21 protein-coding genes and 1 tRNA gene are annotated in these 24,429 nt (G+C 47.9%); 10 read left to right on the top strand and 12 right to left on the bottom strand.

The window, feature by feature from the left end:
• The first annotated feature begins 22 nt into the window (after window positions 1-22).
• Window positions 23-688 (top strand): ATP-dependent Clp protease proteolytic subunit, encoded by a 666-nt coding sequence (locus XMD530_RS09440; RefSeq protein ID WP_173498006.1) that lies wholly within the window; start codon window positions 23-25, stop codon window positions 686-688.
• A gap of 19 nt (window positions 689-707) precedes the next feature.
• Complete coding sequence (gene clpX / locus XMD530_RS09435; protein ID WP_173481014.1) at window positions 708-1,979, top strand: ATP-dependent Clp protease ATP-binding subunit ClpX; 1,272 nt, start codon at window positions 708-710, stop codon at window positions 1,977-1,979.
• A gap of 146 nt (window positions 1,980-2,125) precedes the next feature.
• On the opposite strand, the gene yaaA is transcribed toward clpX, so the two are convergent.
• Together yaaA and XMD530_RS09425 are read right to left on the bottom strand one after the other, a co-directional pair.
• Window positions 2,126-2,902, bottom strand: a complete 777-nt coding sequence (gene yaaA / locus XMD530_RS09430; RefSeq protein ID WP_173498007.1) for a peroxide stress protein YaaA — start codon at window positions 2,900-2,902, stop codon at window positions 2,126-2,128.
• 47 nt (window positions 2,903-2,949) lie between these two features.
• Entirely contained in the window at window positions 2,950-3,219 is a 270-nt protein-coding gene (locus XMD530_RS09425) for a hypothetical protein (protein ID WP_173498008.1), read from the bottom strand.
• Window positions 3,220-3,355: 136 nt separating this feature from the next.
• Here XMD530_RS09425 and XMD530_RS09420 point away from each other — a divergent pair, with 136 nt between their 5' ends.
• Both XMD530_RS09420 and XMD530_RS09415 read left to right on the top strand, forming a co-directional pair.
• Window positions 3,356-4,642, top strand: coding sequence for a tryptophan--tRNA ligase (locus XMD530_RS09420; RefSeq protein ID WP_173507093.1), 1,287 nt, complete (start codon window positions 3,356-3,358; stop codon window positions 4,640-4,642).
• 87 nt (window positions 4,643-4,729) lie between these two features.
• Window positions 4,730-5,197: a tetratricopeptide repeat protein gene (locus XMD530_RS09415; RefSeq protein WP_173489228.1), complete on the top strand. Its 468-nt coding sequence runs from the start codon at window positions 4,730-4,732 to the stop codon at window positions 5,195-5,197.
• A gap of 208 nt (window positions 5,198-5,405) precedes the next feature.
• Here the strand turns inward: XMD530_RS09415 and kdsA are convergent, their stop codons facing one another.
• The 5 genes from kdsA to XMD530_RS09390 all read right to left on the bottom strand — a co-directional run bounded on the left by kdsA (window position 5,406) and on the right by XMD530_RS09390 (window position 9,929).
• Complete coding sequence (kdsA, locus tag XMD530_RS09410; RefSeq protein ID WP_173483998.1) at window positions 5,406-6,257, bottom strand: 3-deoxy-8-phosphooctulonate synthase; 852 nt, start codon at window positions 6,255-6,257, stop codon at window positions 5,406-5,408.
• A gap of 191 nt (window positions 6,258-6,448) precedes the next feature.
• Complete coding sequence (locus XMD530_RS09405) at window positions 6,449-6,655, bottom strand: DUF2788 domain-containing protein (protein ID WP_173481007.1); 207 nt, start codon at window positions 6,653-6,655, stop codon at window positions 6,449-6,451.
• A gap of 75 nt (window positions 6,656-6,730) precedes the next feature.
• On the bottom strand, window positions 6,731-8,464 hold the full coding sequence (locus XMD530_RS09400; RefSeq protein WP_173507092.1) for a DEAD/DEAH box helicase: 1,734 nt from the start codon (window positions 8,462-8,464) through the stop codon (window positions 6,731-6,733).
• A complete protein-coding gene (locus tag XMD530_RS09395) occupies window positions 8,461-9,423 on the bottom strand; it encodes an MBL fold metallo-hydrolase (protein WP_173481005.1) in 963 nt (320 codons plus the stop codon). Before XMD530_RS09395 ends, XMD530_RS09400 begins: the two co-directional genes overlap by 4 nt.
• Before the next feature lie 47 nt (window positions 9,424-9,470).
• Window positions 9,471-9,929, bottom strand: a complete 459-nt coding sequence (locus XMD530_RS09390; protein WP_173481004.1) for an Lrp/AsnC family transcriptional regulator — start codon at window positions 9,927-9,929, stop codon at window positions 9,471-9,473.
• Window positions 9,930-10,095: 166 nt separating this feature from the next.
• Here XMD530_RS09390 and leuA point away from each other — a divergent pair, with 166 nt between their 5' ends.
• The gene (leuA, locus tag XMD530_RS09385; protein ID WP_173481003.1) at window positions 10,096-11,763 is read left to right on the top strand and encodes a 2-isopropylmalate synthase; all 1,668 of its coding nucleotides are present in this window, start codon (window positions 10,096-10,098) and stop codon (window positions 11,761-11,763) included.
• Between the two features lie 170 nt (window positions 11,764-11,933).
• Window positions 11,934-14,798 (top strand): aminomethyl-transferring glycine dehydrogenase, encoded by a 2,865-nt coding sequence (gene gcvP, locus XMD530_RS09380; RefSeq protein WP_173507091.1) that lies wholly within the window; start codon window positions 11,934-11,936, stop codon window positions 14,796-14,798.
• Window positions 14,799-14,940: 142 nt separating this feature from the next.
• On the opposite strand, the gene XMD530_RS09375 is transcribed toward gcvP, so the two are convergent.
• From XMD530_RS09375 to XMD530_RS09365, 3 genes are read right to left on the bottom strand one after another with little or no spacing between them, the layout of a single operon-like run.
• Window positions 14,941-15,603, bottom strand: coding sequence for an aminodeoxychorismate/anthranilate synthase component II (locus tag XMD530_RS09375; RefSeq protein ID WP_173481166.1), 663 nt, complete (start codon window positions 15,601-15,603; stop codon window positions 14,941-14,943).
• Window positions 15,604-15,617: 14 nt separating this feature from the next.
• Window positions 15,618-17,012 carry an anthranilate synthase component I family protein gene (locus XMD530_RS09370; protein WP_173483775.1) on the bottom strand — a complete coding sequence of 465 codons (1,395 nt, stop codon included), beginning with the start codon at window positions 17,010-17,012 and terminating at the stop codon, window positions 15,618-15,620.
• The gene (locus XMD530_RS09365) at window positions 17,009-17,260 is read right to left on the bottom strand and encodes a Trp family transcriptional regulator (protein ID WP_173481000.1); all 252 of its coding nucleotides are present in this window, start codon (window positions 17,258-17,260) and stop codon (window positions 17,009-17,011) included. Before XMD530_RS09365 ends, XMD530_RS09370 begins: the two co-directional genes overlap by 4 nt.
• A gap of 115 nt (window positions 17,261-17,375) precedes the next feature.
• Here XMD530_RS09365 and XMD530_RS09360 point away from each other — a divergent pair, with 115 nt between their 5' ends.
• Window positions 17,376-18,089, top strand: coding sequence for a YebC/PmpR family DNA-binding transcriptional regulator (locus XMD530_RS09360; protein ID WP_173483994.1), 714 nt, complete (start codon window positions 17,376-17,378; stop codon window positions 18,087-18,089).
• A 199-nt stretch (window positions 18,090-18,288) separates the two neighbouring features.
• Here XMD530_RS09360 and XMD530_RS09355 read toward each other — a convergent pair.
• Window positions 18,289-18,376 (bottom strand) — tRNA-Ser (locus tag XMD530_RS09355).
• A 303-nt stretch (window positions 18,377-18,679) separates the two neighbouring features.
• On the opposite strand from XMD530_RS09355, the gene XMD530_RS09350 reads away from it, so the two are divergent.
• From XMD530_RS09350 to XMD530_RS09340, 3 genes are all read left to right on the top strand, one after another.
• Window positions 18,680-19,657 (top strand): calcium/sodium antiporter, encoded by a 978-nt coding sequence (locus XMD530_RS09350; RefSeq protein WP_173507090.1) that lies wholly within the window; start codon window positions 18,680-18,682, stop codon window positions 19,655-19,657.
• 235 nt (window positions 19,658-19,892) lie between these two features.
• Window positions 19,893-21,731 carry an ATP-binding protein gene (locus tag XMD530_RS09345; protein ID WP_173507089.1) on the top strand — a complete coding sequence of 613 codons (1,839 nt, stop codon included), beginning with the start codon at window positions 19,893-19,895 and terminating at the stop codon, window positions 21,729-21,731.
• 12 nt (window positions 21,732-21,743) lie between these two features.
• The gene (locus tag XMD530_RS09340) at window positions 21,744-22,571 is read left to right on the top strand and encodes a phosphate/phosphite/phosphonate ABC transporter substrate-binding protein (protein WP_173507088.1); all 828 of its coding nucleotides are present in this window, start codon (window positions 21,744-21,746) and stop codon (window positions 22,569-22,571) included.
• Window positions 22,572-22,796: 225 nt separating this feature from the next.
• On the opposite strand, the gene XMD530_RS09335 is transcribed toward XMD530_RS09340, so the two are convergent.
• Window positions 22,797-24,389 (bottom strand): ATP-binding protein, encoded by a 1,593-nt coding sequence (locus XMD530_RS09335; RefSeq protein ID WP_173507087.1) that lies wholly within the window; start codon window positions 24,387-24,389, stop codon window positions 22,797-22,799.
• Window positions 24,390-24,429: the final 40 nt, after the last annotated feature.

Genomic DNA, 24,429 nt, shown 5'->3' with positions numbered 1-24,429 from the left:
CCGTGAATAAGGAAAACTATTGATGTCAGATATCTACTCAGGCCGCCCATTTGATGTAACAGACAGTGGCTTGGTGCCAATGGTTGTCGAGCAGAGTTCACGTGGTGAGCGTGCTTACGATATTTACTCTCGCCTATTAAAAGAGCGAGTAATCTTTATGGTCGGTCCTGTGGAAGATCACATGGCGAACCTGATCGTCGCACAGATGCTCTTTTTGGAAGCGGAAAATCCAGAAAAAGATATCCACTTATACATCAATTCACCTGGTGGATCGGTCACTGCTGGTATGGCGATCTACGATACCATGCAGTTCATTAAACCGGATGTCAGCACCATGGTATTGGGTCAAGCGGCTAGCATGGGCTCATTCCTTGCGATGGCCGGCGCCAAAGGTAAGCGTTTCTTGCTACCTGAATCACGTACAATGATTCACCGTGTCAGCTCAGGTACACCAGGTACACGTGGCTCTGTACATGTACAAGAGCTTGAGTTTGAAGATGCCCGTCGTCACATGGAAGAGGCTAAACGCCTTAACGATCGTTTGACTGAGATCTACGCTGAACGCAATACTGCGGGTAAATCGTATGAAGAACTGTACGAAATCATGAAGCACGACACCTTCCTATCAGCCGAGCAGGCGGTGGAATTTGGTCTAGCCGATAAAGTACTAACCAGTCGCGAAGGCTGATCTTTTTAGAGGAATTAACATGTCTGAAGAGAACAACGATCAGAACGACAGCAAGCTATTTTGTTCATTCTGTGGCAAAAGCCAGGATGAAGTACGCAAGCTGATTGCTGGTCCTTCAGTCTTCATCTGTGATGAGTGTGTCGATCTGTGTAACGACATCATCACTGAGGAGATGGCGGAGATCGAAGAGTCACAGGATGACGAAACGCTCCCTACGCCGAGTCAGATTAAAGACAATCTTGATGAGTATGTGATCGGTCAAGAGCGTGCCAAGAAAGTGTTGGCTGTAGCGGTTTATAACCATTACAAACGCCTACGAGCTACAGGTAAAAACAGTGACGTTGAGCTGAGCAAGTCCAACATTCTGCTGATCGGCCCTACGGGTAGCGGCAAAACTCTGTTGGCGCAGACGCTAGCGCGTATGTTGAATGTACCCTTCACTATGGCTGATGCAACGACGCTGACTGAAGCAGGTTACGTCGGTGAAGACGTTGAGAACATTGTTCAGAAGTTGCTGCAGAAATGTGACTACGATGTAGAGAAAGCACAACAGGGCATTATCTACATTGATGAGATCGATAAGATCTCGCGTAAGTCCGACAACCCATCAATCACGCGTGATGTGTCGGGTGAGGGCGTACAGCAGGCGCTTCTGAAACTGATTGAAGGTACCGTTGCCTCTGTACCGCCACAGGGTGGCCGTAAACACCCTCAGCAGGAGTTTTTGCAGGTAGACACCTCTAACATCCTGTTCATCGTCGGTGGTGCCTTTGCTGGGCTAGAGAAGATCATTGCCGATCGCAGTGAGCGAAGCTCAATCGGCTTCAGTGCTACCGTTCGTAGTAAAGATGACGAGAAGGGTGTCGATCGCATTCACGACGTTGAAGCGGAAGATCTAGTGAAGTTTGGTCTGATTCCAGAGTTTATTGGTCGTCTACCGATGATCGCGACGCTCTCTGAATTGGATCAAGAGGCATTGATTCAGATTTTGACTGAGCCTAAAAACAGCCTGACTAAGCAGTACCAAGCACTGTTTGAGATGGAAGGTGCTGATCTAGAGTTCCGTGAAGATGCACTGTTCGCTGTGGCTGAGTTGGCCCTTGAGCGTAAAACCGGTGCGCGTGGTCTACGTTCAATCCTAGAGTCTAAACTGCTCGAGATCATGTACGAACTACCGTCTCTAGAGGGTGTATCGAAAGTGGTGATCGATCAGGGTGTGATTAAAGATAAGAATGATCCGATCCTGATGTACGAGACACAACAGCTCGATAAAGCGTCACCGGACGCTTGATCTAAGCAATAAAAAAGACCGCCTATTGGCGGTCTTTTTTTACTCCGTGTTAGGTGACTGGCTTCAGCCTGTCACCCGCTTTCGAACTAAATTGTAGAGGCGGATCAGGCGGATGACAGGCTAAAGCCAGTCACCAAGTTGTTCCGTTACTCCGCATGATCCCGCGTAAACACCCACTTATCTCCTTCACTCATCGACGCATTAAATGCATAACCCTCTAGATCAAACTGTTTCAGATCCTCTGGATTCTCAATGCGGTTCTTTATGGCGTAGCGGGTCATTAGGCCGCGTGCCTTTTTCGCGTAGAAGCTAATAATCTTATATTGGCCGTTTTTCAGATCTTTAAACTCTGGGCTGATAAGGCGAGCATTAAGTGCTTTAGCTTGCACCGACTTGAAGTACTCGTTCGACGCAAGATTCACAACGACCGGTGTTTTATCACTGTCTAACTCGTCATTGAGGCGATCGGTAATCGTTGAACCCCAGTAGCTGTAGAGGTTTTTACCAGCTTCGTTTTCAAGTTTTGTGCCCATCTCTAAGCGGTAAGGCTGCATCAAATCCATCGGTTTTAGGAGACCATAGAGGCCGGACAGAATTCTTAGGTGGTTCTGTGCAAATTGGTAGTCCGCTTCGTCGAACGAATCAGCATCCAAGCCGGTGTAGACATCGCCTTTAAAGGCTAACATCGCCTGTTTAGCATTCGTCTCGTTATGCTCTTTTACCCAGCTCTGGTAACGCGCCACGTTCAAAGAGGCCAGTTTGTCGCTGAGCTTCATCAGTTCAGCAATATCTTGCGGCGCGTAGTCACGCAAGTTGTTGATCAGCGTCTCAGCCCGGTCGGTAAACTCCGGTTCACTTTTCAGTTGCGTGGTGACCGGTGTCTCATAATCGAGGGTCTTGGCAGGTGATATCAGTAGTAGCATCGAAAAAGTCTTCAGTTAAATTGTTTGAAAAGATAATTTGGTAGTTATTACGCGAAGCGCTTTATCCAGATCAATCTCGCCAGTGTAGCAACCCCAGATCCAACAACCACCATGCCTGAGGTGAGTAGGGGGTTGCTAAGGCTCATTAACTTAATGGCGGCCCCAGAGAACAGGAAGCCAACAAATAGACAGAGCAGAGCCATCAACAGCGCGTGTACGATAGTCGCCGCTTGGTAGCGATCTAAACGAATGATAAAAACCAGGGCAGGCACTACAAAGCCTAACAGAGTGATGTAGGACGGAAGTTGGCTATCCATCAAATGATTCCTTAAATTAACAGTGCCTAAATTAAACCTGCAATAACCGGCAAGTGCAAATGGATTGGGGTGGGCGTTACAGCCACAACTGTGTAGAATCTGCACCTTAATTTTCACACAGACTCTTGAGTGTTCCATGAGCAATACACGCGTTTTAACAGGTATCACAACCACCGGTACTCCTCACATTGGTAACTACCTAGGTGCGATTAAACCTGCGATTGAAGCGACCCTTAATCCAAACACCAACTCGTTCTTCTTTTTGGCGGATTACCACGCACTGATCAAATGTCACGATCCAGAACGAGTGGCGCAATCAACACGCGAAATTGCTGCGACCTGGTTGGCACTTGGATTGGATACCGATAAAGCGACCTTCTATCGCCAGACCGATATACCAGAGATTCCAGAACTCACTTGGATTCTTACTTGTATGTGTTCTAAGGGTTTGATGAACCGTGCTCATGCTTATAAAGCTTCAGTCGATGCTAACCGTGATGCTGGGTCAGAGGATCTGGACGATGGCATCACCATGGGCCTGTTTAGCTACCCCATTCTAATGGCGGCAGACATTCTGATGTTCAACGCGCATAAGATTCCGGTAGGTAAGGATCAGATTCAACACATCGAAATGGCGCGTGATATTGCCGGTAAGTTCAACCATACCTATGAAGAGTTGTTTACTCTTCCAGAAGCTCAGGTGGATGAAGAGACTCAACTGATCCCCGGTTTGGATGGTCGTAAGATGTCCAAGAGTTACGACAATACGATTCCTCTGTTTGCACCAACCGATCAGCTACGCAAGCTCATCAATCAGATTAAAACTGACCTGCGTGAGCCGGGTGAGCCTAAGGATGCCGATAACAGCACCATCTTTCAGCTTTACAATCTGTTCGCTAATAAGGACGAAAGTGCAGCCATGCGATCAGCGTTTGAAAATGGCATCGCTTGGGGTGAAGCAAAGCGAGAGTTGTTTGAGTTCCTGGATGCCAAATTGTCTGCGCCACGTGCACGTTACAACGAGTTGATGAACAATCTTGATGCCGTTGAAGCTGAGCTTCATAAAGGCGCTGAAAAAGCACGTGCAGAAGCGGCTCCACTGCTTGAAAAGGTTCGTATCGCGGCCGGTATTCGTCCGTTGACCTATGTAGCACCTAAGGCTGAAAAGCAGAAAGCCAAGCAGAAAGAGCTTACAGCAGAAGAGTTAGCGCGCATTGAAGAGGGGCGCCGTCGTGCCATTCTCCGTGGTGCACAGCCTCAATTGGATCAGGTAGCCAATGCAGAAGATCCTGCCGCAGAAGCTAAAGCGATTGTTGCAGCGAAAACAGAAGAGGTTGCAAGCCTTAAGAAAAAAGCGAAGCAGAAAGCGGAAAACGAGCTCGAAGCACTCAAAGCTGAGTGGGCTGATCTGCTGGCACAATGAAAAAGCTTGATATCTCGCAATGAGCTGAATCTAATAAAGGGATCTACTATTGATCCCTTTTTTATTACCGAAAAAATAGGAGTGAAGATGTCACTGCTGGGTAATTTAGCAGCTTGGTCTGCCTACGCCATATTTAGAAGCCCATTCGCACGTCGCTCTAAATGGATTCACGATAAGACGATGAAGCTCTTCAGGGTAGGGGCCCAACGCGGTAGCGTCAAAGCGCTCTCTACTTATGGGTTTCTTCTGCACTTTCGCGGTGCCGATGCTGCCAGCAAAGAGCAGGGGGCTTTGTATATTCAGGCTGCTGCTGAGCGCGGTGATGGAAAGTCACAATACCAAATGGCTAAGCTCTATGAGTCTGGGTATCCGCCAGTGATTTTCAAATTGGCTGATAAAGCCTATGAACACTACAAAGCTGCGGCGGAACAGGGCCACCCAGTTGCCATTCAGCGAATGGTGGATATCTACACCAAGGGCGAGCTGGGTAGGGAGATTGATTTAGAGAGAGCTCAGCAGTGGGAAGCGAAGCTTGGGCAAAATGCCGGGGTTTGACAGCAGTGACTGGCTTTCAGCCTGTCAGCTGCTTTCGAATTACATTGTAGATTCTGGAAGATGCTGATAAAGCGGATGACAGGCTGAAAGCCAGTCACCGGCACTCTGTAGGAGCGAATTTGAACGAAGTGAAAAACCGCGAATGGACGAACCCGCCAAATTAATTGTTCACGGTTTGCCTTCGGCAATTCGTTCCTACAGGATCGCGTTACTCCGCCGACGTATCCAACGCGGGGAAGGACTTAACCAACTCATCCACCGCTTTCATCTGTGCTAGGTAAGGCTCTAGCTTGGATAGCGGCAGGGCGCATGGGCCGTCGCACTTCGCAACATTTGGATTAGGGTGTGCTTCCAAGAATAGGCCGGCAATACCCTGTGAAAGACCCGCGCGTGACAGCTGTGCTACCAGTGCACGACGTCCATCGGCTGAATCCGAACGACCACCTGGCATCTGCAGTGCATGGGTAGCATCGAAGATAACTGGGTAACCAAACTCTTTCATGATGCTAAAGCCAAGCATATCGACCACTAGGTTGTTGTAACCAAAGGCGCTGCCGCGCTCACACAGAATCAGTTGGTCGTTACCGGCCTCTTCACACTTGGTTAAGATGTGCTTCATCTCATGAGGAGCTAAAAACTGTGCTTTCTTGATGTTAATCACCGCACCGGTTTTCGCCATAGCGACCACAAGATCAGTCTGGCGAGAGAGGAATGCAGGTAGCTGAATCACATCACAAACTTCAGCGGCAGGCTGACACTGGAAGGGTTCGTGCACGTCGGTAATAACAGGTACCTTAAAGGTCGATTTAACCTCTTGAAGGATCTTCAAACCCTCATCCAAGCCAGGGCCACGGAAAGAGTTGATAGAGGAACGGTTTGCCTTATCAAAGCTCGCTTTGAAAACATAAGGAATGTTCAGCTTGTTCGTCACTTCAACGTACTGCTCAGCAATGGTCATTGCTAAATCACGCGATTCCAATACGTTCATACCACCAAAAAGCACCATCGGCTTATCGTTATTCACATCGATTTGACCGACTTTGATACTGCGCTGTTCCATTGTTGTTCCTTATAAAAATGATTCCGCGATTATAAAGTAACTAGCCGGTATATTGTAGAAGGTAACTACTTTAGCAACGGTGACTGGCTTTCAGCCTGTCATCCGCTTTCGAATTACATTCAATCTTCTGGAAAACGCTGATAAAGCAGATGACAGGCTAAAGCCAGTCACTGGTGAATCCGGCAATTGCTTTAAATCGAGCCGCCGATAAACTCAACGATGATCGATTTTGCTAAAAAGGCAGCAAGGCCTAGGCCGAGTGCAAAGAAAAGAATAAAAGTACCGAATTTGCCGGCGTTCGATTTTTTAGCAAGATCGTAGATGATAAAGAAGATGAAGAGAGCGAAGACGGTGACACCGACGTTAAACATGATCGCTTCCATTTCGGCTAAACGCATAGTTCTCTCCTCTCAATTTGAGCGCGCATCATAGCAAATAGAGAAGAATTAACACCCTGTAAAAGGTAGGGTTTTTTACAGCTGGTTCGCTTTACGATAGCGCCCCTGGTAGTCAAAGATGCGCTCGGTCACTTGCCAATACTTACCCGATTTTCTGGAGACGACAAAGTCCGGTACGGGTAAAGCGCTGCTCAGCTCAAGTACTGATTCCACGCTATTGAAAAGAGTGGGTGATTGACCACTATTCACCCGTGATCCAAAGAGTTGATTAAACAGCACCCTTTGTTTGGGGTTGGTGAGGTTGAACTTCTCCGATAGGGTGTTTGCATCTTCATCATAGTAGGTCACTCGTATCGCCATATCCTCTTGATTGACTCTAAGTCCCGCACAGCGAATCACTTTGCAGCTGTTCAGTGATAGAGCTTTTTTGATCAGATCATCAGGGTCGATCAGAGCCTCATGACACCCTTGGCAGTTTCGTGCCGCGATATCATTTTCAGCGCCGCAATGAGGGCAGCTTTTGAACTTAAAGCGAAACTGACACTGCTCCCCGTCATCAGAGAGACCTTGGCAGCGGCGTCCATAGTGCTCAATGACGGCTCCATCTTGATCGGTTCTTCCCCAAAAGAGGTTAGCAAAGTCGCAGATAGGGCAGAACACCTGTACCGGCTCGGTATCAGGTGCTGGCTTGGGTACGCCGACTTCAGGGTCGAATAGATCGATTCCGTTGTTGGCGTAGTCGATGACTAAACACTCTTTTTTACCTTCACTCAGTCGTAAGCCGCGACCGACCATCTGTTGGAACAGACTGACTGATTGAGTGGGGCGAAGAATCGCAATTAGATCGACATGTGGTGCATCAAAACCGGTGGTCAGTACCGCAACGTTAACGAGGTATTTAAACTGCCGCTGTTTAAAGCGGTTGATGATCTCTGTACGTTGCTTAGCATCGGTATCGGCTATCACCAGCTCCGCTTCCCCTTTAGGGAGGTAGTCCAATATCTCTTTTGCGTGCTTAACACTGGCCGCAAACAACATGACGCCTTGCCGATCGTTAGCAAGTTCCACGACCTGCTCACAAATGGCTTCAGTGACTCTGGGGTATTTAGCCAGCAGTTCATTGACCTCCCGCTCTGCAAACAGTCCGTTAGGTGAGGGTGTCAGTGCTGAGAAGTCGAAGTGTGCGGTCGCTGCATTGATCAGCTTAGGCTCCGTTAAGAACCCCTGTTTGATCAGGTTGCGCATCGGCAGATCATAGATGCAGTGTTGGAAAATGGTGCTCTCTGATTGGCGGAAAAAACCACGGTAATCCCGATGGTATATCCAGCCATGGCCTAAACGATAGGGGGTGGCAGTGAGTCCTAATACCTTTAGCGATGGATTACTCTTCTTAATCTGGCTGATCAGTTGTTGATAGAGCGATTCGTCGTTATCAGAGACACGGTGGCACTCATCAATAATGATCAATGAGTACTGATGATCAAACTGATCGAGATTTCTGGCGATTGATTGGATCGAGGCAAACACCACTTGATGTTCAGTGTCACGCTGCTTTAGTCCCGCCGAGTAGATACCCGGTGTCAGCCCTAATGCCGCATATTTGGAAGCATTCTGTTCGACCAGTTCTTGAACGTGAGTGACCACCAATATTTTACGCTTTGCTAGGCGGGCTAGCTCGGCAATGATTAGGCTTTTACCGGCTCCGGTAGGGAGCACCAGTACGGCGCTCTCGGAGGTTTGGCGGAAGTGCGTCAGCGTCGCATCAACCGCCTGTTGTTGATAGGGGCGAAGAGTAAAGCGCTGTGTCACTCCCACTCCATCGCTTCAAAGATGCGCCCCGCGTTTTTGCCCGCTAGCTCATCGGCTGTCTCTAGATGAAGGTAGGGTGTTTGGTCAATTTTGTAGGCGTCATCGAGTGTGCCGCCCTCATCAATCAACTCTCCGATCTTACCCCGAACGTACTCAAGGTAACCGCGAGTATATCGATCGACCTCGGCAAAGTTAGTGGGTTCCCCGTGACCCGGAACAATGATCATATCCTGTGCTATCGGTGTAAACTCATTCACCCAAGTCTCTATCCATTCAGCCGTATTGGTCTCTGGAAAGACGGGCAGCATGCGTTGGTGAAACGCGATATCGCCGGCAATCATGACGTTGCGCTCAGGAATCACAACACTGATGTCCCCTTTTGAGTGGGCTGGGCCAAGGTGCATAAGTTCGGCCGTGATGCCCCCAAGATCTAGCGTCATGCTCTCTTCAAAGGTTTGATCGATCTCGGTCAATTCGGTGCCATTGATGCGCTCTTTAAGTGTCTCTTTGAGCATCTCTAGACCGCGAAATCCCTGTTCTTGAATCTCCTCTTCGGCATCGACGTGGGCAATAATGGTTGCCCCTTGCTCTTTCCAGTAGTTATTTCCTAGAGCGGCATGGGATTGGCCATTTTCATCAACGACGTATTTAACCGGTTTGTCGGTCAGTTGTTTGATCTCATCATGTAGGGCTTTGGCTAATAGGTAAGTACTTGAACCATTCACCACCAGGACTGACTCATCGCCAATCACGAAGCTAAGGTTATTGTTGTGGCCGGCATTCTCATAGGTGTAAAACTTCAACTGCCCGATGGCCGAGTAGACATCATCGGCGACTTTGACGGGTTTATCGTAGAGTAGGGACTCTTTGTACTTATCATCGGGCGTCACAGCAAAGGCTGAGGTCGACACTAGGCTTGTGAGAATTGACACACTTAAAGAGAGGGCTTTTAACGGCATAGCACACACCTTGTTCTGTTTTTATAGACCAGAAATATAACACGCTTTTATCGAACGGGTAGTGCCGATTCACTCTTAACATTGCGCATGACAAAACTCGAATGCACGCCGGTCACGCCCTCTATGCGGGTGATCTTTTCGAGCAATAAGCGTTGAAAATCTTCCATGTCATGCACCACCACTTTGAGTTGGTAGTCAGCATCCTGACCGGTAATCAGCAAGCACTCTAATACCTCTGGTAGATCATTAATGACCTTATCAAAGTTGGCGAAACGCTCTGGGGTGTGGCGATCCATCGAAATCATAATGATTGCGGTAAGCGTTAACCCCAATTTTTTGGCATCCAAGTTGGCGCGATAGCCGCTAATGATGCCGCTCTCTTCAAGGGCTCTGACACGGCGTAAGCAGGGGGAGGGTGAGAGACCGACCTTATCCGCTAACTCTTGGTTTGAGATGCGTCCATCTAGCTGAAGCTGCTGAAGAATAGCCTTGTCGTAACGATCCATTTCTACAATCCGCAAAAAATTAGAATAAAATTGCTTAATTAATTAATTTATAGCAATTAATGATAATAAATTCATCTATTTCTTAGTTAATTCGCAATCATTCACCTCCGTAACCCCAGTAAACTGTGCAGCAATGAATTAACTCGAAGCCACTGTTGAGGATTGTATGTCTAACTTCGATTACCGCCGCTATCAGCCAGCTCCACAGATTCAAATTGAGAATCGTACTTGGCCTAACAACACAATCACCCACGCGCCGATTTGGGCGTCGGTGGATCTGCGTGACGGTAATCAGGCGCTACTTGAACCGATGACCGTAGAACAGAAGCAGCGTCTATGGCGTCTGTTGGTGAAGATTGGTCTAAAAGAGATTGAGGTGGGCTTCCCGTCAGCGAGTCAGCCGGACTACGATTTTGTTCGCTGGTTGATCGACAACGGTGAGATTCCTGATGACGTGACGATTCAGGTACTGGTTCAGGCCCGTAAAGAGCTGATCGACCGTACCTATGAAGCGCTTCGTGGTGTTAAAAGTGCGGTGGTTCACGTCTACAATTCAACCAGTACGATTCAGCGTGAGCGCGTATTCAATCAGGATCGCGAGGGTATCAAAGCGATTGCGACACAGGGTGCGCGGTGGGTCATGGAGGGTGCCAAAGATTACCCAGAAGTTGATTGGACCTTCCAGTATTCACCAGAGAGTTTTACCGGAACTGAGATCGACTATGCGATCGAGGTCTGTGATGCGGTAATGGATGTTTGGCAGCCAACGGCTGAGAACCGCTGCATTATCAATCTACCGTCAACGGTAGAGGAGTCGACGCCCAACATTTTTGCCGATCAGATTGAGTACTTCTGTACCCATATGAAGAATCGTGCTGGCGCGATTATCTCAGTTCACACTCATAATGACCGAGGATGTGCTGTGGCGGCTGCTGAGCTGGCAGTTTTGGCCGGTGCTGATCGTGTGGAAGGGACGTTGCTAGGCAATGGCGAGCGTACCGGTAACATGGATTTGGTCACAATGGCGATGAACTTATACAGCCAAGGCGTTGATCCTAAAATGGATCTGTCTAATCCGGATGAGATTATTACCACCTTTACTGAGTGTACGCGCTTGCCGGTTAGTCCCCGTCATCCTTGGATTGGAGAGTTGGTCTACACGGCCTTTTCGGGTAGCCATCAGGACGCTATACAGAAATGTTTGCACCGACAGGGTGAGGATGAGCACTGGCAGGTGGCTTACTTGCCAATCGACCCAAAGGATATTGGCCGTGATTACCAAGCGGTTATTCGCGTTAACAGTCAATCAGGCAAGGGCGGTATGTCCTTTGTACTTGAACGTGATTATGGCATTACTCTGCCGCGCTGGATGCAGACTGAATTGGCTCCGCTGGTTCAAAAAGCTTCAGAAGAGAGTGCTTCGGAAATGGGCAGTGATGCGATTTTTGAGATCCTTAAAGCGAACTTTATTAAATCGGCTGAGCCAGTAGCGTTGCAAGGCTTCTCCATTGATCGTCAGCAAAACGAGCAGTTCAAAGCGACAGTATCGATCAACGGCCAAGATCGTGAACTGATCGGTCAGGGGGAAGGGGTAATCTCCTCTTTCCTTGATGGTTGGGCCTCGTTGACTGGGCAGGCAGTCAACGTCATCGACTACTCTGAACATGCGGTCGGTAGTGGCACCGATGCATTGGCAGCAGCTTACTTCTTAATCAATGTTGATGGTCAGCGTGTCGTCGGTATGGCCTTTGATACAGACAGTTTAGGGGCTTCTCTAAAGGCACTGATCTCGGCCATCAACCGATCAGAGGTCGCTGTACAACTAGCGGCTTAGTGACGCTAACAACTGATTTAATCCGTTAATTGATAAGGCCGGTTCGCATTGTGAAATGTGTACTGGCCTTTTTATTTTCAATCAATCTATCAAAAAGTGTCATGAAATAGGCTGAAGGAGTAGAATATTGGCCTTAATTGAAACTTTCTAATTGTTAGTTGGAACCCTTCATGCCTCACTCTCACAGTACGCTTCAAGAACTTCGCGATTCTGATCAATTCATTCAGCGCCACCTCGGCTCAAATGATGCTGAGCAATTACAGATGTGCAGCACCCTGGATGTCTCTGATCGAGCTGATTTGATTCAGAAAACCGTCCCTGAATCGATCCTACTGAGTGATGCGCTCTCGATTGGTAATCCGGTGACAGAGGTTGAAGCCCTGTCGGAACTTAAGCAGATCGCGGCTAAGAACCAACTGAACAAAAACTTTATCGGTATGGGCTACTACGGCACCTTGGTACCGGGTGTTATTCAGCGTAACGTGCTGGAGAATCCCGCTTGGTACACCGCCTACACCCCTTACCAGCCTGAGATCTCACAAGGCCGTCTTGAGTCACTGCTCAACTTCCAGCAGATGGTCATGGATCTGACTGGCATGGACTTGGCAAACGCGTCGTTGCTTGATGAAGCGACCGCTGCAGCTGAGGCAATGACTCTGCTTAAGCGATCTAATCGTAAGAAATCAGACACCTTCTTTGTCGATTCTCAGGTACACCCACAGACCTTGGATGTTATTCAAACACGTGCCGAGTACTTTGGTATTGAGGTCGTTGTTGATGATGCCACAAACCTCTCTTCACACGACTGTTTCGGCTGTCTGGTTCAATACCCAGGCAGTGAGGGGGAGATTATCGATCTTGCCAGCGTCGTTGAAGATGCTAAGGCACAAGGTGCACTGGTTGCAGTGGCAACCGATCTTTTAGCATTAATGTTGCTTAAATCACCGGGCTCTCTCGGTGCAGATGTTGCACTCGGTTCAGCACAACGTTTTGGTGTACCGATGGGCTTTGGTGGTCCACATGCTGCATTTTTCGCGACCAGCGAGAAGCTTAAGCGCTCGGTTCCTGGTCGTATTATTGGGGTATCGATCGATTCTCGCGGTAACCAAGCCTACCGCATGGCGATGCAGACACGTGAACAGCACATTCGTCGCGAGAAGGCGACCTCTAACATCTGTACAGCGCAGGCACTGCTTGCCAATATGGCTGCGTTTTATGCGATCTACCATGGCCCAGTCGGTCTGAAAAAGATTGCCACTCGCGTTCACCGCCTTGCTCAGCTTGCAGCGAAACAGCTTAACAGTGCTGGCTTAACGACCAACACCCACTTCTTTGATACCTTGAGCTTTGATGCCGATGCAACGGTCTATCAGCGCGCTTTAGATGCCAATATCAATCTTCGTAAACTGTCTGATACTCGCTTTGGTATCAGTTTCGATGAGACGCACAGCGTTGAAGATGTTGCCGAACTGATCAGTGTCATTACTGGTAGGGTCATCTCAGTTGAAGAGTTAGACGATGTTGAGGAGTCCTTCTCATTACCGACTGATTTGGTTCGTGAAGACGAGGTTCTTACACATCCTGTATTCAATCGATACCACGCTGAGCACGATATCCTTCGTTACATGAAGCGTCTAGAGAATAAAGATTACTCTCTGGTTCACGGCATGATTCCGCTAGGTTCATGTACAATGAAGTTGAATGCGACTTCGGAGATGGCGCCGGTCACTTGGCCAGAAATTGGTAATGTTCATCCGTTCGTTCCTGCAGAGCAGGCACAGGGCTACGCTGAAATGCTAGAACAGTTGGATCGTTGGTTGATTGATATCACCGGCTACGATGCGATCTCTATGCAGCCAAACTCAGGGGCTTCGGGTGAGTACGCTGGTCTGTTAGCGATTCGTAAGTACCAAGAGTCTATCGGTGAAGGTCACCGTAATGTCTGTTTGATTCCATCGTCGGCGCACGGTACCAACCCTGCTTCAGCCGCAATGATGGATATGAAAGTGGTTGTGGTTGCCTGCGATGAAGTGGGTAACGTGGATGTGGCTGACTTGAAAGCCAAAGCGGAACAGCACAGCGACAACCTGTCGACACTGATGATTACCTACCCATCGACGCACGGTGTCTTTGAAGAGGCTGTGGGTGAAATCTGTGAACTGATTCACCAGCATGGTGGTCAGGTCTACATGGACGGTGCTAACTTGAATGCGCAGGTAGGCCTGTGTAAGCCAGGTACGATTGGTGCTGACGTATCACACCTTAACCTGCACAAAACCTTTGCTATCCCTCACGGTGGTGGTGGTCCAGGTATGGGGCCTATTGGTGTGAAAGCACACTTAGCGCCATTCCTTGCTAGCCACAGTGTATCGCCCGTGCCAGGTAATGGCAGCAATGGAGCCGTAGCAGCAGCACCTTACGGTTCGGCGTCTATTCTGCCGATTACCTGGATGTACATCCGTATGCTCGGTGATCGCGGTTTGCGCGAATCGACCGAACTGGCGATTCTAAATGCTAACTACATTGCTAAACGTCTTGAGAATCACTATTCGATTCTCTACCGCGGCACGAATGGTTTTGTCGCACACGAATGTATTATCGATATCCGCCCTCTGAAAGAGGTCTCTGACATTACTGAAGAGGACATTGCTAAGCGTTTGATGGACTATGGCTTCCACGCGCCGACCATGTCCTTCCCTGTGCCGGGCACGCTAATGGTGGAACCAACTGAATCAGAATCTATTCAGGAACTTGATCGTTTCATTGAAGCGATGATTAAGATTCGTGAAGAGATTGCGGCGGTTGAGCGAGGTGAAGTCGCTGCGGAAGATTCTGTTCTTAGACATGCACCGCACACCCTGGAAGATCTGGTGGATGCAGAGTGGACCCGCAGCTACTCAAAAGAGCAGGCTGTGTTCCCAGTCAGTGCGGTTCGCCAAGCGAAGTTCTGGCCAACGGTTAACCGTATCGACAACGTCTACGGCGATCGAAACTTCGTCTGCACCTGTCCACCGGTGAGTGACTACGCAGAGTAGGTTATTTTGTATTAACAAAAAGGGGTCAGACCAAAGGTCAGACCCCTTTTTTTTTGGAGCGTTGGAGCGGTTTGAATGTTGGAGCGGTCTTGAAAAGGCCGCGATTATAAATCGCCTCATCTACGATAAGGCTCCAACAAGATCACTCCACAAACAAAAAATTTCGAATCAGCTCTTTACCGCCTTCGGTCGCAAAGGATTCTGGGTGGAACTGGATGCCGTGTATTGGATACTCTTTGTGCTTAACACCCATAATCTCAAAGGCACCGCCTTGGCGGATTCGATCGATGTTGGTCAGGTCGTTCTGCTGTAGCTCACCGACAGCTGCAGTGACCTCTAAACAGTCTGGAATCGATTCCGACTCTGCAATGAGAGAGTGGTAGCGCATCACCTCAAGTTGATCGGGGATATTTTTGAATACACCCTCGGCGTTGTGGGTGATCGGACTGATCTTGCCGTGCATCGGCAGTGGGGCTTTCACCACCTTTCCACCAAAACAGTGGACTATGCCTTGCATACCTAAACAGACGCCCATTAATGGCGTCTCTTTGCCTAGGCTGGTTATCACATCAGCACAGACGCCAAAATATTTAGGGTCATCCGGTGAGCCAGGGCCGGGCGAGATAATGATTCTATCTGGGTTGGCCTGGCGAACAGCCTCAACATCGACCTCATCGTTGCGTTTTACAATGATCTCAAAATTATCCAAGTTGCCTGCGAGGTGCTCAGCTTCAAGAATCTCGCCAATGAACTGGTAGAGGTTGTAGGTGAAGGAGTCATAGTTATCGATGATGTAAACCTTCATGGTTGTTGAGTCGGTCACGCCTGTTCCTCCACCATAAATTGATCCAGTACTTTTTTAGTACCGGCAAACTTGCGACGAATCTCTTCGTACTCATCTTCCGGATTAGAGTCGTAGACATTACCACCACAGGTCTGCACATACGCCTGTTCACCGTTGGCAAATACCGTGCGAATCGGAATGGCAAAGGTACAATCACCATTGAAGGAGAAGTGACCGACTGCACCTCCATAAGGGCCCCGGCCATCTGCTTCCAACTCATCAATGATCGTCATCGCCTCAATTTTTGGCGCGCCTGTCAGTGTGCCGGCAGGGAAGTTGCTGGCTAAAGCAGAGAACATGTCATGCTCATCAGAGATAATGCCGACAATCTCACTTGAGATGTGTTGGACATGACTGAATCGTTTGATGTCCATAAGGTTGCGCACTTTAACCGTACCAAAGCGTGCCACTCGACCGATGTCGTTTCGATGTAGATCGACGATCATATTGTGCTCGGCAATCTCTTTAGGATCGTTGAGTAGGGCGCGAGCTAACTGCTGATCTTCAACGGCATCGGCGCCACGTTTTGTTGTGCCGGCCAGTGGGAAGGTCTCCATTTCACCCTGACGTAAGCGGAAGAGTAGTTCGGGGCTTGCGCCAATTAGCTTCTGCTCACCAAACTTTACGTAGTACATCTGCGGCGATGGGTTCACTTCGCGCAATTGTTCGTAAATGTTGATGGTGTCACCCTCGAGGCGGAAACGCTTTTTAAAGCCCACTTCCGTCTGGAAAATCTTACCCTCAATGATGTCCTGTTTAACCTTCATAACAGCATCAGCATGATCTTGTTGGGTCATGGTATCGCCGAGGTTGTAGATCTTCAGCGGGCCATTGGCAGGGCAGTCGGAAGCGAGAATCTCATCGACCAACTCAATGCGGCTATCAGTGTAGTAGAAGTAGAAAACTTCACCGGTCATTTTGTCGAGAATTAGACCGTCTTTAAAAACACCAAAACGGAAGATATCGAACATCTCACTGTGTTGTAGGTTCAGTGAGGGTTCAAAGTAGTTCATACAGTCGTAACCGATATAGCCGGTCAAACCACCCGCATATTTTCGCGAGATGATGTTTTGAGGAACGATCTCACGTAGAAGGTAATATGGGTTTTCACTGGCGTAAGACTCGCGGTTGCCCTGGCGATCCTCGATATGAAGATAACCTTCGTCGGCCCACAAAATCTGCTCAGGATCAAAACCGATGATGGAGTGGCGTGAGATGTAACTCTCTTCACCCAAAGATTCGAGCATCACGCAGTTATCAAAGCGCTTTTCGATCTTCTTAAACAGTTGGAAAAAATCGATGTCGGCCGCCATTTTGACGTATTGAGGTTTTCGGGGAAGCTCAATTTTGGCCGGTTTACGGTTAATCATTCGTTACCTTCTTTGGCTTTCAATGCGCGCGAACCGCGCGTCACAGTCGCTATACCTACACCTAGCTGTTTCGCAATTTCGCGTTGGGGAACACCATCCTCTAAAAGTCGGAAGATCTGTAATCGTTTACTGATCTCTGTGACTTCACTGGGTGTTAACAGTTCCTGCAGCGCAACGGAAAGTGTCTCTTCGCTTTGACAAGAGAAGAGGTGAGTAATGAGTTGATCAAAATGGCTAGATGTATTCATGTACTAGTACGATAGCACAATGCTTTTCCAGTGAACAGCGCTTTTTAGGATTGTCTGAAGGGCGCTAGGGGATTAAACTGTCGCCTCTTTTTTGAACTACTGGAGTGACTTCCCGATGGGTCGTGCGTATCAAAACCGAAAAGCCTCGATTGCTAAAACTTCTGACCAGAATGCTAAGGTCTACAGTCGTTACAGCCGTGAAATTTACATGAGTGCCAAATCCGGTGGTTCGGATCCCAATGCTAACCTGTCTCTGCGTAGCTTGCTTGATCGTGCTAAAAAAGATCAGGTACCTGCGCACGTTATCGATAAAGCGATCGATAAAGCGCAAGGTGGTGGCGGTGAAGACTTCGCACCTGCTCGATATGAAGGTTACGGCCCAGGCGGCTCAATGGCGATCATTGAGTGTCTAACTGACAACCCGAACCGTACCTTTGGTGATGTTCGTCAAGCCTTTACTAAGACTAAGTGTAAAATCGGTAACCAAGGTGCCGTAGCGCACATGTTTGAACACGCTGCGGTATTTGTATTCAAACACGATGATGAAGACGCTGTGCTTGAAGCGCTGATGGAAGCCGACGTTGATGTAACCGATCTTGAGAACGAAGAGGGGTTGCTAACCGCCTTTGTTGCTCCTACCGACTACTTTAAAGCTAAAACAGCTCTAACTGAGATGGGCATTACGGATCTTGAAGTAGAAGAGATCCAGTGGGTACCTAACAGCTACACAGAGATCAGCGAAGAAGATCAGGTGTTGTTTGATAAGTTCTTAGGCATGCTAGAAGATCTTGATGATGTTCAGCACGTTTACCACAACGTTCAACTGTAAAGAATGACGTTGAATGAAGGCTCCCTAGGGAGCCTTTTTTGTTGGAATAAGCCTTATGTTGGAGCGATCTTGAAAAGGTCGCGATAGTACTTGCGCTTTTGTTGGAGCGGTCTGGTAAAGGCCGCGATGATGCCAATCGCCTCATCTGCGATAAGGCTCCAACAAAAAGCCCCGCTTGTGCGAGGCTTTTTGATTTGGATGGCGGTCAGTGAGGGATTCGAACCCTCGATACGTTGCCGTATACACACTTTCCAGGCGTGCTCCTTCGACCACTCGGACAACTGACCTAAACTTTAATTTGGCACAACACTTTCCAGGCGTGCTCGTTATTCGCGTCTCCTGACGCTCACCCCGTTGGGGCCGGACTTCGTCCGTTCAAAAACGCTATCCTTGCGTTTTTAGTCGACCACTCGGACAACTGACCTAAACTTTTTATTGGCACATCACTCTTCAGGCGTGCTCTTTAACGCGAGCGCGGATTCTAGCAAAGATGGTTTAAATCACAAGGGTTTATCGCGGCTTGTGCTGTTACTGTGGGTGGTTTCGTTTAGAATACACACAGATTTAATATTTTCATTAGGAACTGATTGATGTTGATGCCTATCTTGGCTGTGGTTGCGGGTCTTGTGTTATTGGTTTGGAGTGCCGATCGCTTTGTCGATGGGGCGGCTGCTACCGCTAAACATTTGGGTATGCCAACCTTATTGATCGGTATGGTCATTATTGGGTTTGGTACCTCTGCACCTGAGATGGTGGTTTCTGCTTTAGCCGCTTCCCAAGGTAACCCCGGCTTAGCCATTGGTAATGGCTTTGGCTCAAACATCACTAATATTGCGTTAATTTTGGGGATTACCGCGCTGTTAAGTCCTATCAGCGTTAAATCCAAGATTCTTAAGACGGAGCTTCCTCTGCTAGCCCTTGCAACCCTACTTGTGGGTGCGTTGATCTACGATTTAGAGATTACTCGTTTTGATGCTTTTCTGATGTTGTTTGTCTTTGCGCTGATTATGGGCTGGTCGATTTACTCCAGCATGAGAGCCAAAAACGATGCACTCTCTGCGGACTTTGAATCTGAGTTTGAAGATGACGACTACCTGCCGTTAAGTCGAGCGCTTTTCTGGTTGGTGTTAGGCCTAGTGATTCTGATTGGTAGCTCACGCCTGTTGGTCTGGGGCGCTGTCGATATTGCGATGGCTTTGGGTGTCAGTGATCTGATCATTGGATTGACCATTGTAGCGATAGGCACTTCGCTGCCTGAGCTAGCTTCGTCAATCATTGCGGTGAAGAAGAACGAGCATGATTTAGCCTTGGGTAACGTCATTGGATCTAACTTATTCAATACGCTTGCCGTTGTTGGTATAGCCGGTGCTATTCAGCCTTTGGGTATTGAAGCTGCAGCTCTCTACCGTGATTGGACCATCATGGGCGTGTTAACTCTGTCCCTGTTTGTTCTGGGTTACGGAGTGTTGGGGCGTCGTCGCATTAATCGTGTTGAGGGTGGGTTGTTAGTGGCCGTCTATATAGGTTATGCGGGTTACCTTTTCTATACGCTGTCTGCTTCGTTTTAACGCTTATATCGCTTCGCCCTTTGGGCTATTACTACACTTATCATCGCGGCCTTTGCTAGACCGCTCCAACAGTATTTATCGCGGTCTTTTCAAGTCGACTCTAACACTAAGTGCATTTGACACTGTTGGAGCGGTCTTAAAAAGGCCGCGATAGCTTTTCAGACAAACTCCAACGTCTAAATAGTTGGCACGATACTTGCTCTAAATTTACTAACGAAAATTTGTAGAGAGCAGTATGTTTAAGTTTGTGTCTAAGTTAAGTATTGGTGCTAAAACCATCATTGGTGTGGCATTAATCGAGATCTGCGCCTTCTCTTTCTTGATTCTGACAGAGTCAGCCATTGTTCATGATACGAATAAAGCGCTTTATGAAGAGTCTGCACGAGACATATCAGAGCTCTTTGCCTCGTCCATCACCAACGCGGTCATCAGCTTTGATATTGCCGAGATAGAATCGGCCATTTCTCAATTCATGCAGCGTGAAACGGTATTGGGCGTTTCAGTTATAGCAGCTAATGATCGAGTCATGGCGAGCCAGACACAGAGTGAGCTTAGTGGGCTTGAATCCATATACGATGTTCAGATGCCTATTATTATTGATCAACAATCCTTTGGCTGGGTGGAGTTTACCTATGACATCTCAATCGTTGACGATAACTCCAATTTTGCCAAACTGTTAGGTTTTCAAATCGCGATTGGCGGGCTTCTGTTAGTAGCTTTCTTTTCATACCTGCTTGGTCGATACCTGACTTGTCGTATCCGAGAGCTCTCTAAAAGTGTCCAATCGATTGCTAAGGGTGACCTAAACACAGAGGTTAAGGTTATTGGCCATGATGAGATCTCGCAGTTTGCTAGTCTGCTTGAAGCGATGCGCAAGAAGTTAGTTGAAGCACAATCAGTCATGGCGAAAAGTCAGGAAAACTTAGCTCAGCAAGTCGAAAGTAAAACCAAAGAACTTCAGCAGGCACTTAGATTATCGGAAGAATCTAAACAGCGTGAAGCCGATGTGTTCGCCATTTTAGGTCATGAGATCCGCACGCCCATATCGATCACCATGATGGAGTTAGAAAATAGAGAATCCATTAATCTCAATCTCATCCGCTCGAATGTTGATCATACTCTATCGCTTATTGATGATATGAGCTTGGTCGCACGAGCGGGTTCTGGTCGTGATATGAACGTCGATTCAGTCGATTTGGCTGAGCTATTCAGTGGTCTTATTACCAGCTATCGACAGCAAGCCTATGCACATGGAATTCGTTTAGTCGATGAGATAGCGATTACCGGGACGCAGGTTAAAACATCAGAGAAGGCGCTGCGTCAAATCGTCTCAAATCTAATGCGAAACGCCATCATTCACAGCCAGTGTAAAACCTTATCTATCTCGGCCGATCTGCAACGCATTAACCCAAACTTTGCACGTCTTGAAGTCTCTATTACCGATGATGGTAAGGGCATTAAGCCAGAGCTTCAGGCTCGGGTGTTTGAGAGCTTTACTAGAGGTGATAGCCAGACTGAGGGGAGCGGTATTGGACTCAGTGTCTGTAAGGAGTTGGTGACTAATATGGGCGGGGATTTGGTGTTAGAGAGCGACGGGAAAACGGGTAGCCGTTTTACCTTTACACTCTCATTGGCGATTGAAGAGGCTAAGAGTTCTTTGCCAACATCTGAGTTACCTCAGATGGAACTCTCAGTGTTAGAAGGATTATCCGTTTTGGTCGTTGAGGATAACCTAACAATACAACTGTTAACCAAAAAGATGCTGGAATCAAAAGGCGCATCAGTTGTGACCGCCTCTAACGGGGATGAGGGTCTGCAAAAAGCTAAATTACAGACGTTTGATCTTATGCTGTCTGACCTAATGATGCCGGTCATGGATGGAGATGAGATGATTAAAACCCTGAGGTCTATGGATGTTGATACACCCATTATCGGTGTAACAGCGGCAACCATTGGAGGAGAGCGAGATCAGCTATTAAAAGCAGGTGCTGATCTTGTGTTGGCAAAACCATTAAAAATCGACAGCATCGAGGCGTTTTTGCTCTCTCAGTCTGTCAAAATCATCAATAGTTAAGAGGAGTGGTTGATGAATAAGTTATTAAAGCGTTTCGCAACAGTCGGTGTTTTGGCGGCGACCATCAGTGGTCAAGCTTGGGCAGAGACGTTCACCTTTGGTGTTGTCCCTCAGCAATCAGCAACCAAGTTAGCTAAAGTGTGGGGGCCTGTTCTTAAGCATCTAGAAGATAAAACGGGCATGCAGTTTCAGTTTGCTACCGCTACCGATATTCCTACCTTTGAGCAGCGTTTAATGGACGGTGTGTATGACTTTGCTTACATGAACCCCTACCACTTCACCTTCTTTAATGAGCACAAGGGTTACACTGCGCTTGCGCATCGAGCGGATAAGAGAATTCAGGGTCTTCTTGTTACGCGTACCGACAGCTCCATTACTGAGTTAAGCCAGTTAGAGGGTAAGGAGGTCGCTTTCCCTTCGCCAGCAGCCTTTGCGGCTTCGATGGTTCCACGTGGGGAGTTGGCAAAAATGGGTATTACTATCACCCCCCGTTATGTCAGTTCGCATGACTCAGTTTATTTGGGTGTGTCTCGTGAGTTTTTCTTGGCCGGAGGCGGCATAGGACGCACGTTTAACAACTCTAAAGATGATATTAAGAGCCAATTAAAAGTTCTTTGGAAAACCGAAGAGTACACCCCCCATGCCTTTGCTAACCACCCAAGAGTTGATGCCGATATAGCCAAGAAAGTTTCAGCGGCATTGGCTGATATGGGTAATTCTGAAGAGGGTAAAGCTGCGTTATCAGGTTTAGGTATTCAATCGCTTAGAGCCGCTAATGACAGTGACTGGGATGATGTACGTGCGCTGAAGCTAACGCTGTTGGATAGTTTGTTGGATTGAGCGATCGCGGCCTTTTCAAGACCGCTCCAACATAAAAAGATCTCGAACCGTTGGAGCGGTCTTAAGAAGGCCGCGAACTTAAGAAAAGATTTCGAACCGTTGGAGCGGTCTTGAAAAGGCCGCGAACTTAAGAAAAGATTTCGAACTGTTGGAGCGGTCTTAAAAAGGCCGCGAACTTAAGAAAAGATTTCGAACTGTTGGAGCGGTCTTGAAAAGGCCGCGAACTTAATCCAAGCGAAACCTGAGCTGGAAAAGTGCGCTCGGTTTCGCTCTAACCAGCTCAATATCACCATCCATGCTTTTCATCAGGGTTTGCACCTTAAATAGCCCTAGCCCTGTTCCAGCTCCAATCTCGCGTGTGGTAAAGAAGGGATCAAAGATGTTGTTGATGTCTTGTTTCTCTATACCCATGCCATTATCTTCGATCGTCAGTTTAAGTTCTGATCCCTCTCTTTCACATTGAATGTTGACCAGAGCTTCTTGTTCAGACGGAACAGCCTGGAGTGCATTGGTAACGACACCGGATATTGCATCCATTGCTAAGCGTGCCTTCGCTCGAACAAATAGAGAGTCGGGCAGTTGAATCAGTATCTGACAATTGCCTGCAGAGCGATCAGGTAACTGCTGTACAGCTTGTTCAGCGCTTTGTTCAACGAGGCTTCGTAGGTTGACCAACTCTAACTCTGACTCCTCTCTGTTTAACTCCAGATTACGAAGTTGCGAGATGATCAGTGTTACCCGCAAAATAGCCGCTTCGGACTCATCTATCAGTGACGGATAATCTGATGAGAGGTAATCAAAATCAGCTCTTTCTAGGATTGGATTGAACTGCTCAGGATTCATCGAATCTTTTTTTATCTGCTCTATCGCGCTGACACACTGCTCTATGTAATCGCGCAGGGTGTCGATGTTAGAGCGGACAATCGATAGCGGGTTATTCACCTCATGGGCAATGCCTGACGCTAGAATTCCCAGTGAGGCCTGTTTTTCAGCAGCAATCAATTTGGCTTGTGCGGCTTTGATTTCATGATTGGCTAATTCAAGCAGATGGTTTTTTTCTGATAGCGCTAGAGTTCGCTGTTCAACTTTGTTTTCTAGCTCTTCATTTAAATTACGCAGCTGCTGCTCTAAGGTCTTTTCCTGTTCGCGAGTCGCTTTGAGGGTGGAGCTCATTCGGTTAAAAGCGGTTGCCACGACATCGATTTCGTCGTTTCCTTTAACCTCTATTTGAGTCTTAAGTTCGCCTCGGCTAATGGTCTCTGCAGCATCACGAAGCAGGGAGAGTTTATTAATCAGATAGCGTCCCAAGACAAAAGAGAAGATTGCCACTAATACCATTTCTAAAGCGGCAATGGCGTAACTCCAACGTTTAGCCTCTTCAATCGTGTTGAGTATAGGGTAGATACTAAACCCGACCTCTACCATGCCGTACTGATCGCCTTCGACCTCGATGACCGCTTTTGCATCAAAGATACCGTCATCAACTTCTGACGCTTCTAGGTCGATGTCACCAGGAGAGATAGTATCGGATTGAGTTAAGATGCGACCCCGTTGATCGAGAACACGCGCGTACAGAATGTCATCACTTTTCATGACCTCATCAACAAACGCATTCAGAGAGGCTAGATCGTAAGCTAAGACAGCGTCTTTAACAGTTATGGCAAAGAGTTTTGCGGTCGCATTTGCGCGCTTATCCATCTCGTTGAAGTTCGTATCACGAATAAAACCGAGCATCATAACGATCAGTGTGATCAGCAGGACCGCCTCGATAGCAGCTACCCCTAGGATCGTCTTAGTTTTAATGGAGTTTCGAATCAACGCGCTGTCTCAATAAACATCTGTTTCTCATTCGTTAACT

Origin of the sequence: Marinobacterium sp. xm-d-530 (assembly GCF_013283365.1) — a bacterium.
Lineage (GTDB): Bacteria > Pseudomonadota > Gammaproteobacteria > Pseudomonadales > Balneatricaceae > Marinobacterium_E.
This window is presented reverse-complemented; position numbering and strand designations above follow the sequence as displayed.

Bases quoted from the DNA above. Each gene is read 5' to 3' on its own strand.
- XMD530_RS09405 (WP_173481007.1), bottom strand. From the start codon at position 6,655: ATGCGTTTAGCCGAAATGGAAGCGATCATGTTTAACGTCGGTGTCACC.
- XMD530_RS09395 (WP_173481005.1), bottom strand. From the start codon at position 9,423: ATGCCGTTAAAAGCCCTCTCTTTAAGTGTGTCAATTCTCACAAGCCTA.
- clpX (WP_173481014.1), top strand. From the start codon at position 708: ATGTCTGAAGAGAACAACGATCAGAACGACAGCAAGCTATTTTGTTCA.
- gcvP (WP_173507091.1), top strand. From the start codon at position 11,934: ATGCCTCACTCTCACAGTACGCTTCAAGAACTTCGCGATTCTGATCAA.
- XMD530_RS09370 (WP_173483775.1), bottom strand. From the start codon at position 17,012: ATGATTAACCGTAAACCGGCCAAAATTGAGCTTCCCCGAAAACCTCAA.
- XMD530_RS09350 (WP_173507090.1), top strand. From the start codon at position 18,680: ATGTTGATGCCTATCTTGGCTGTGGTTGCGGGTCTTGTGTTATTGGTT.
- XMD530_RS09390 (WP_173481004.1), bottom strand. From the start codon at position 9,929: ATGGATCGTTACGACAAGGCTATTCTTCAGCAGCTTCAGCTAGATGGA.
- yaaA (WP_173498007.1), bottom strand. From the start codon at position 2,902: ATGCTACTACTGATATCACCTGCCAAGACCCTCGATTATGAGACACCG.
- leuA (WP_173481003.1), top strand. From the start codon at position 10,096: ATGTCTAACTTCGATTACCGCCGCTATCAGCCAGCTCCACAGATTCAA.
- XMD530_RS09420 (WP_173507093.1), top strand. From the start codon at position 3,356: ATGAGCAATACACGCGTTTTAACAGGTATCACAACCACCGGTACTCCT.
- XMD530_RS09415 (WP_173489228.1), top strand. From the start codon at position 4,730: ATGTCACTGCTGGGTAATTTAGCAGCTTGGTCTGCCTACGCCATATTT.
- XMD530_RS09340 (WP_173507088.1), top strand. From the start codon at position 21,744: ATGAATAAGTTATTAAAGCGTTTCGCAACAGTCGGTGTTTTGGCGGCG.
- XMD530_RS09360 (WP_173483994.1), top strand. From the start codon at position 17,376: ATGGGTCGTGCGTATCAAAACCGAAAAGCCTCGATTGCTAAAACTTCT.
- kdsA (WP_173483998.1), bottom strand. From the start codon at position 6,257: ATGGAACAGCGCAGTATCAAAGTCGGTCAAATCGATGTGAATAACGAT.
- XMD530_RS09440 (WP_173498006.1), top strand. From the start codon at position 23: ATGTCAGATATCTACTCAGGCCGCCCATTTGATGTAACAGACAGTGGC.
- XMD530_RS09365 (WP_173481000.1), bottom strand. From the start codon at position 17,260: ATGAATACATCTAGCCATTTTGATCAACTCATTACTCACCTCTTCTCT.
- XMD530_RS09425 (WP_173498008.1), bottom strand. From the start codon at position 3,219: ATGGATAGCCAACTTCCGTCCTACATCACTCTGTTAGGCTTTGTAGTG.
- XMD530_RS09345 (WP_173507089.1), top strand. From the start codon at position 19,893: ATGTTTAAGTTTGTGTCTAAGTTAAGTATTGGTGCTAAAACCATCATT.
- XMD530_RS09375 (WP_173481166.1), bottom strand. From the start codon at position 15,603: ATGAAGGTTTACATCATCGATAACTATGACTCCTTCACCTACAACCTC.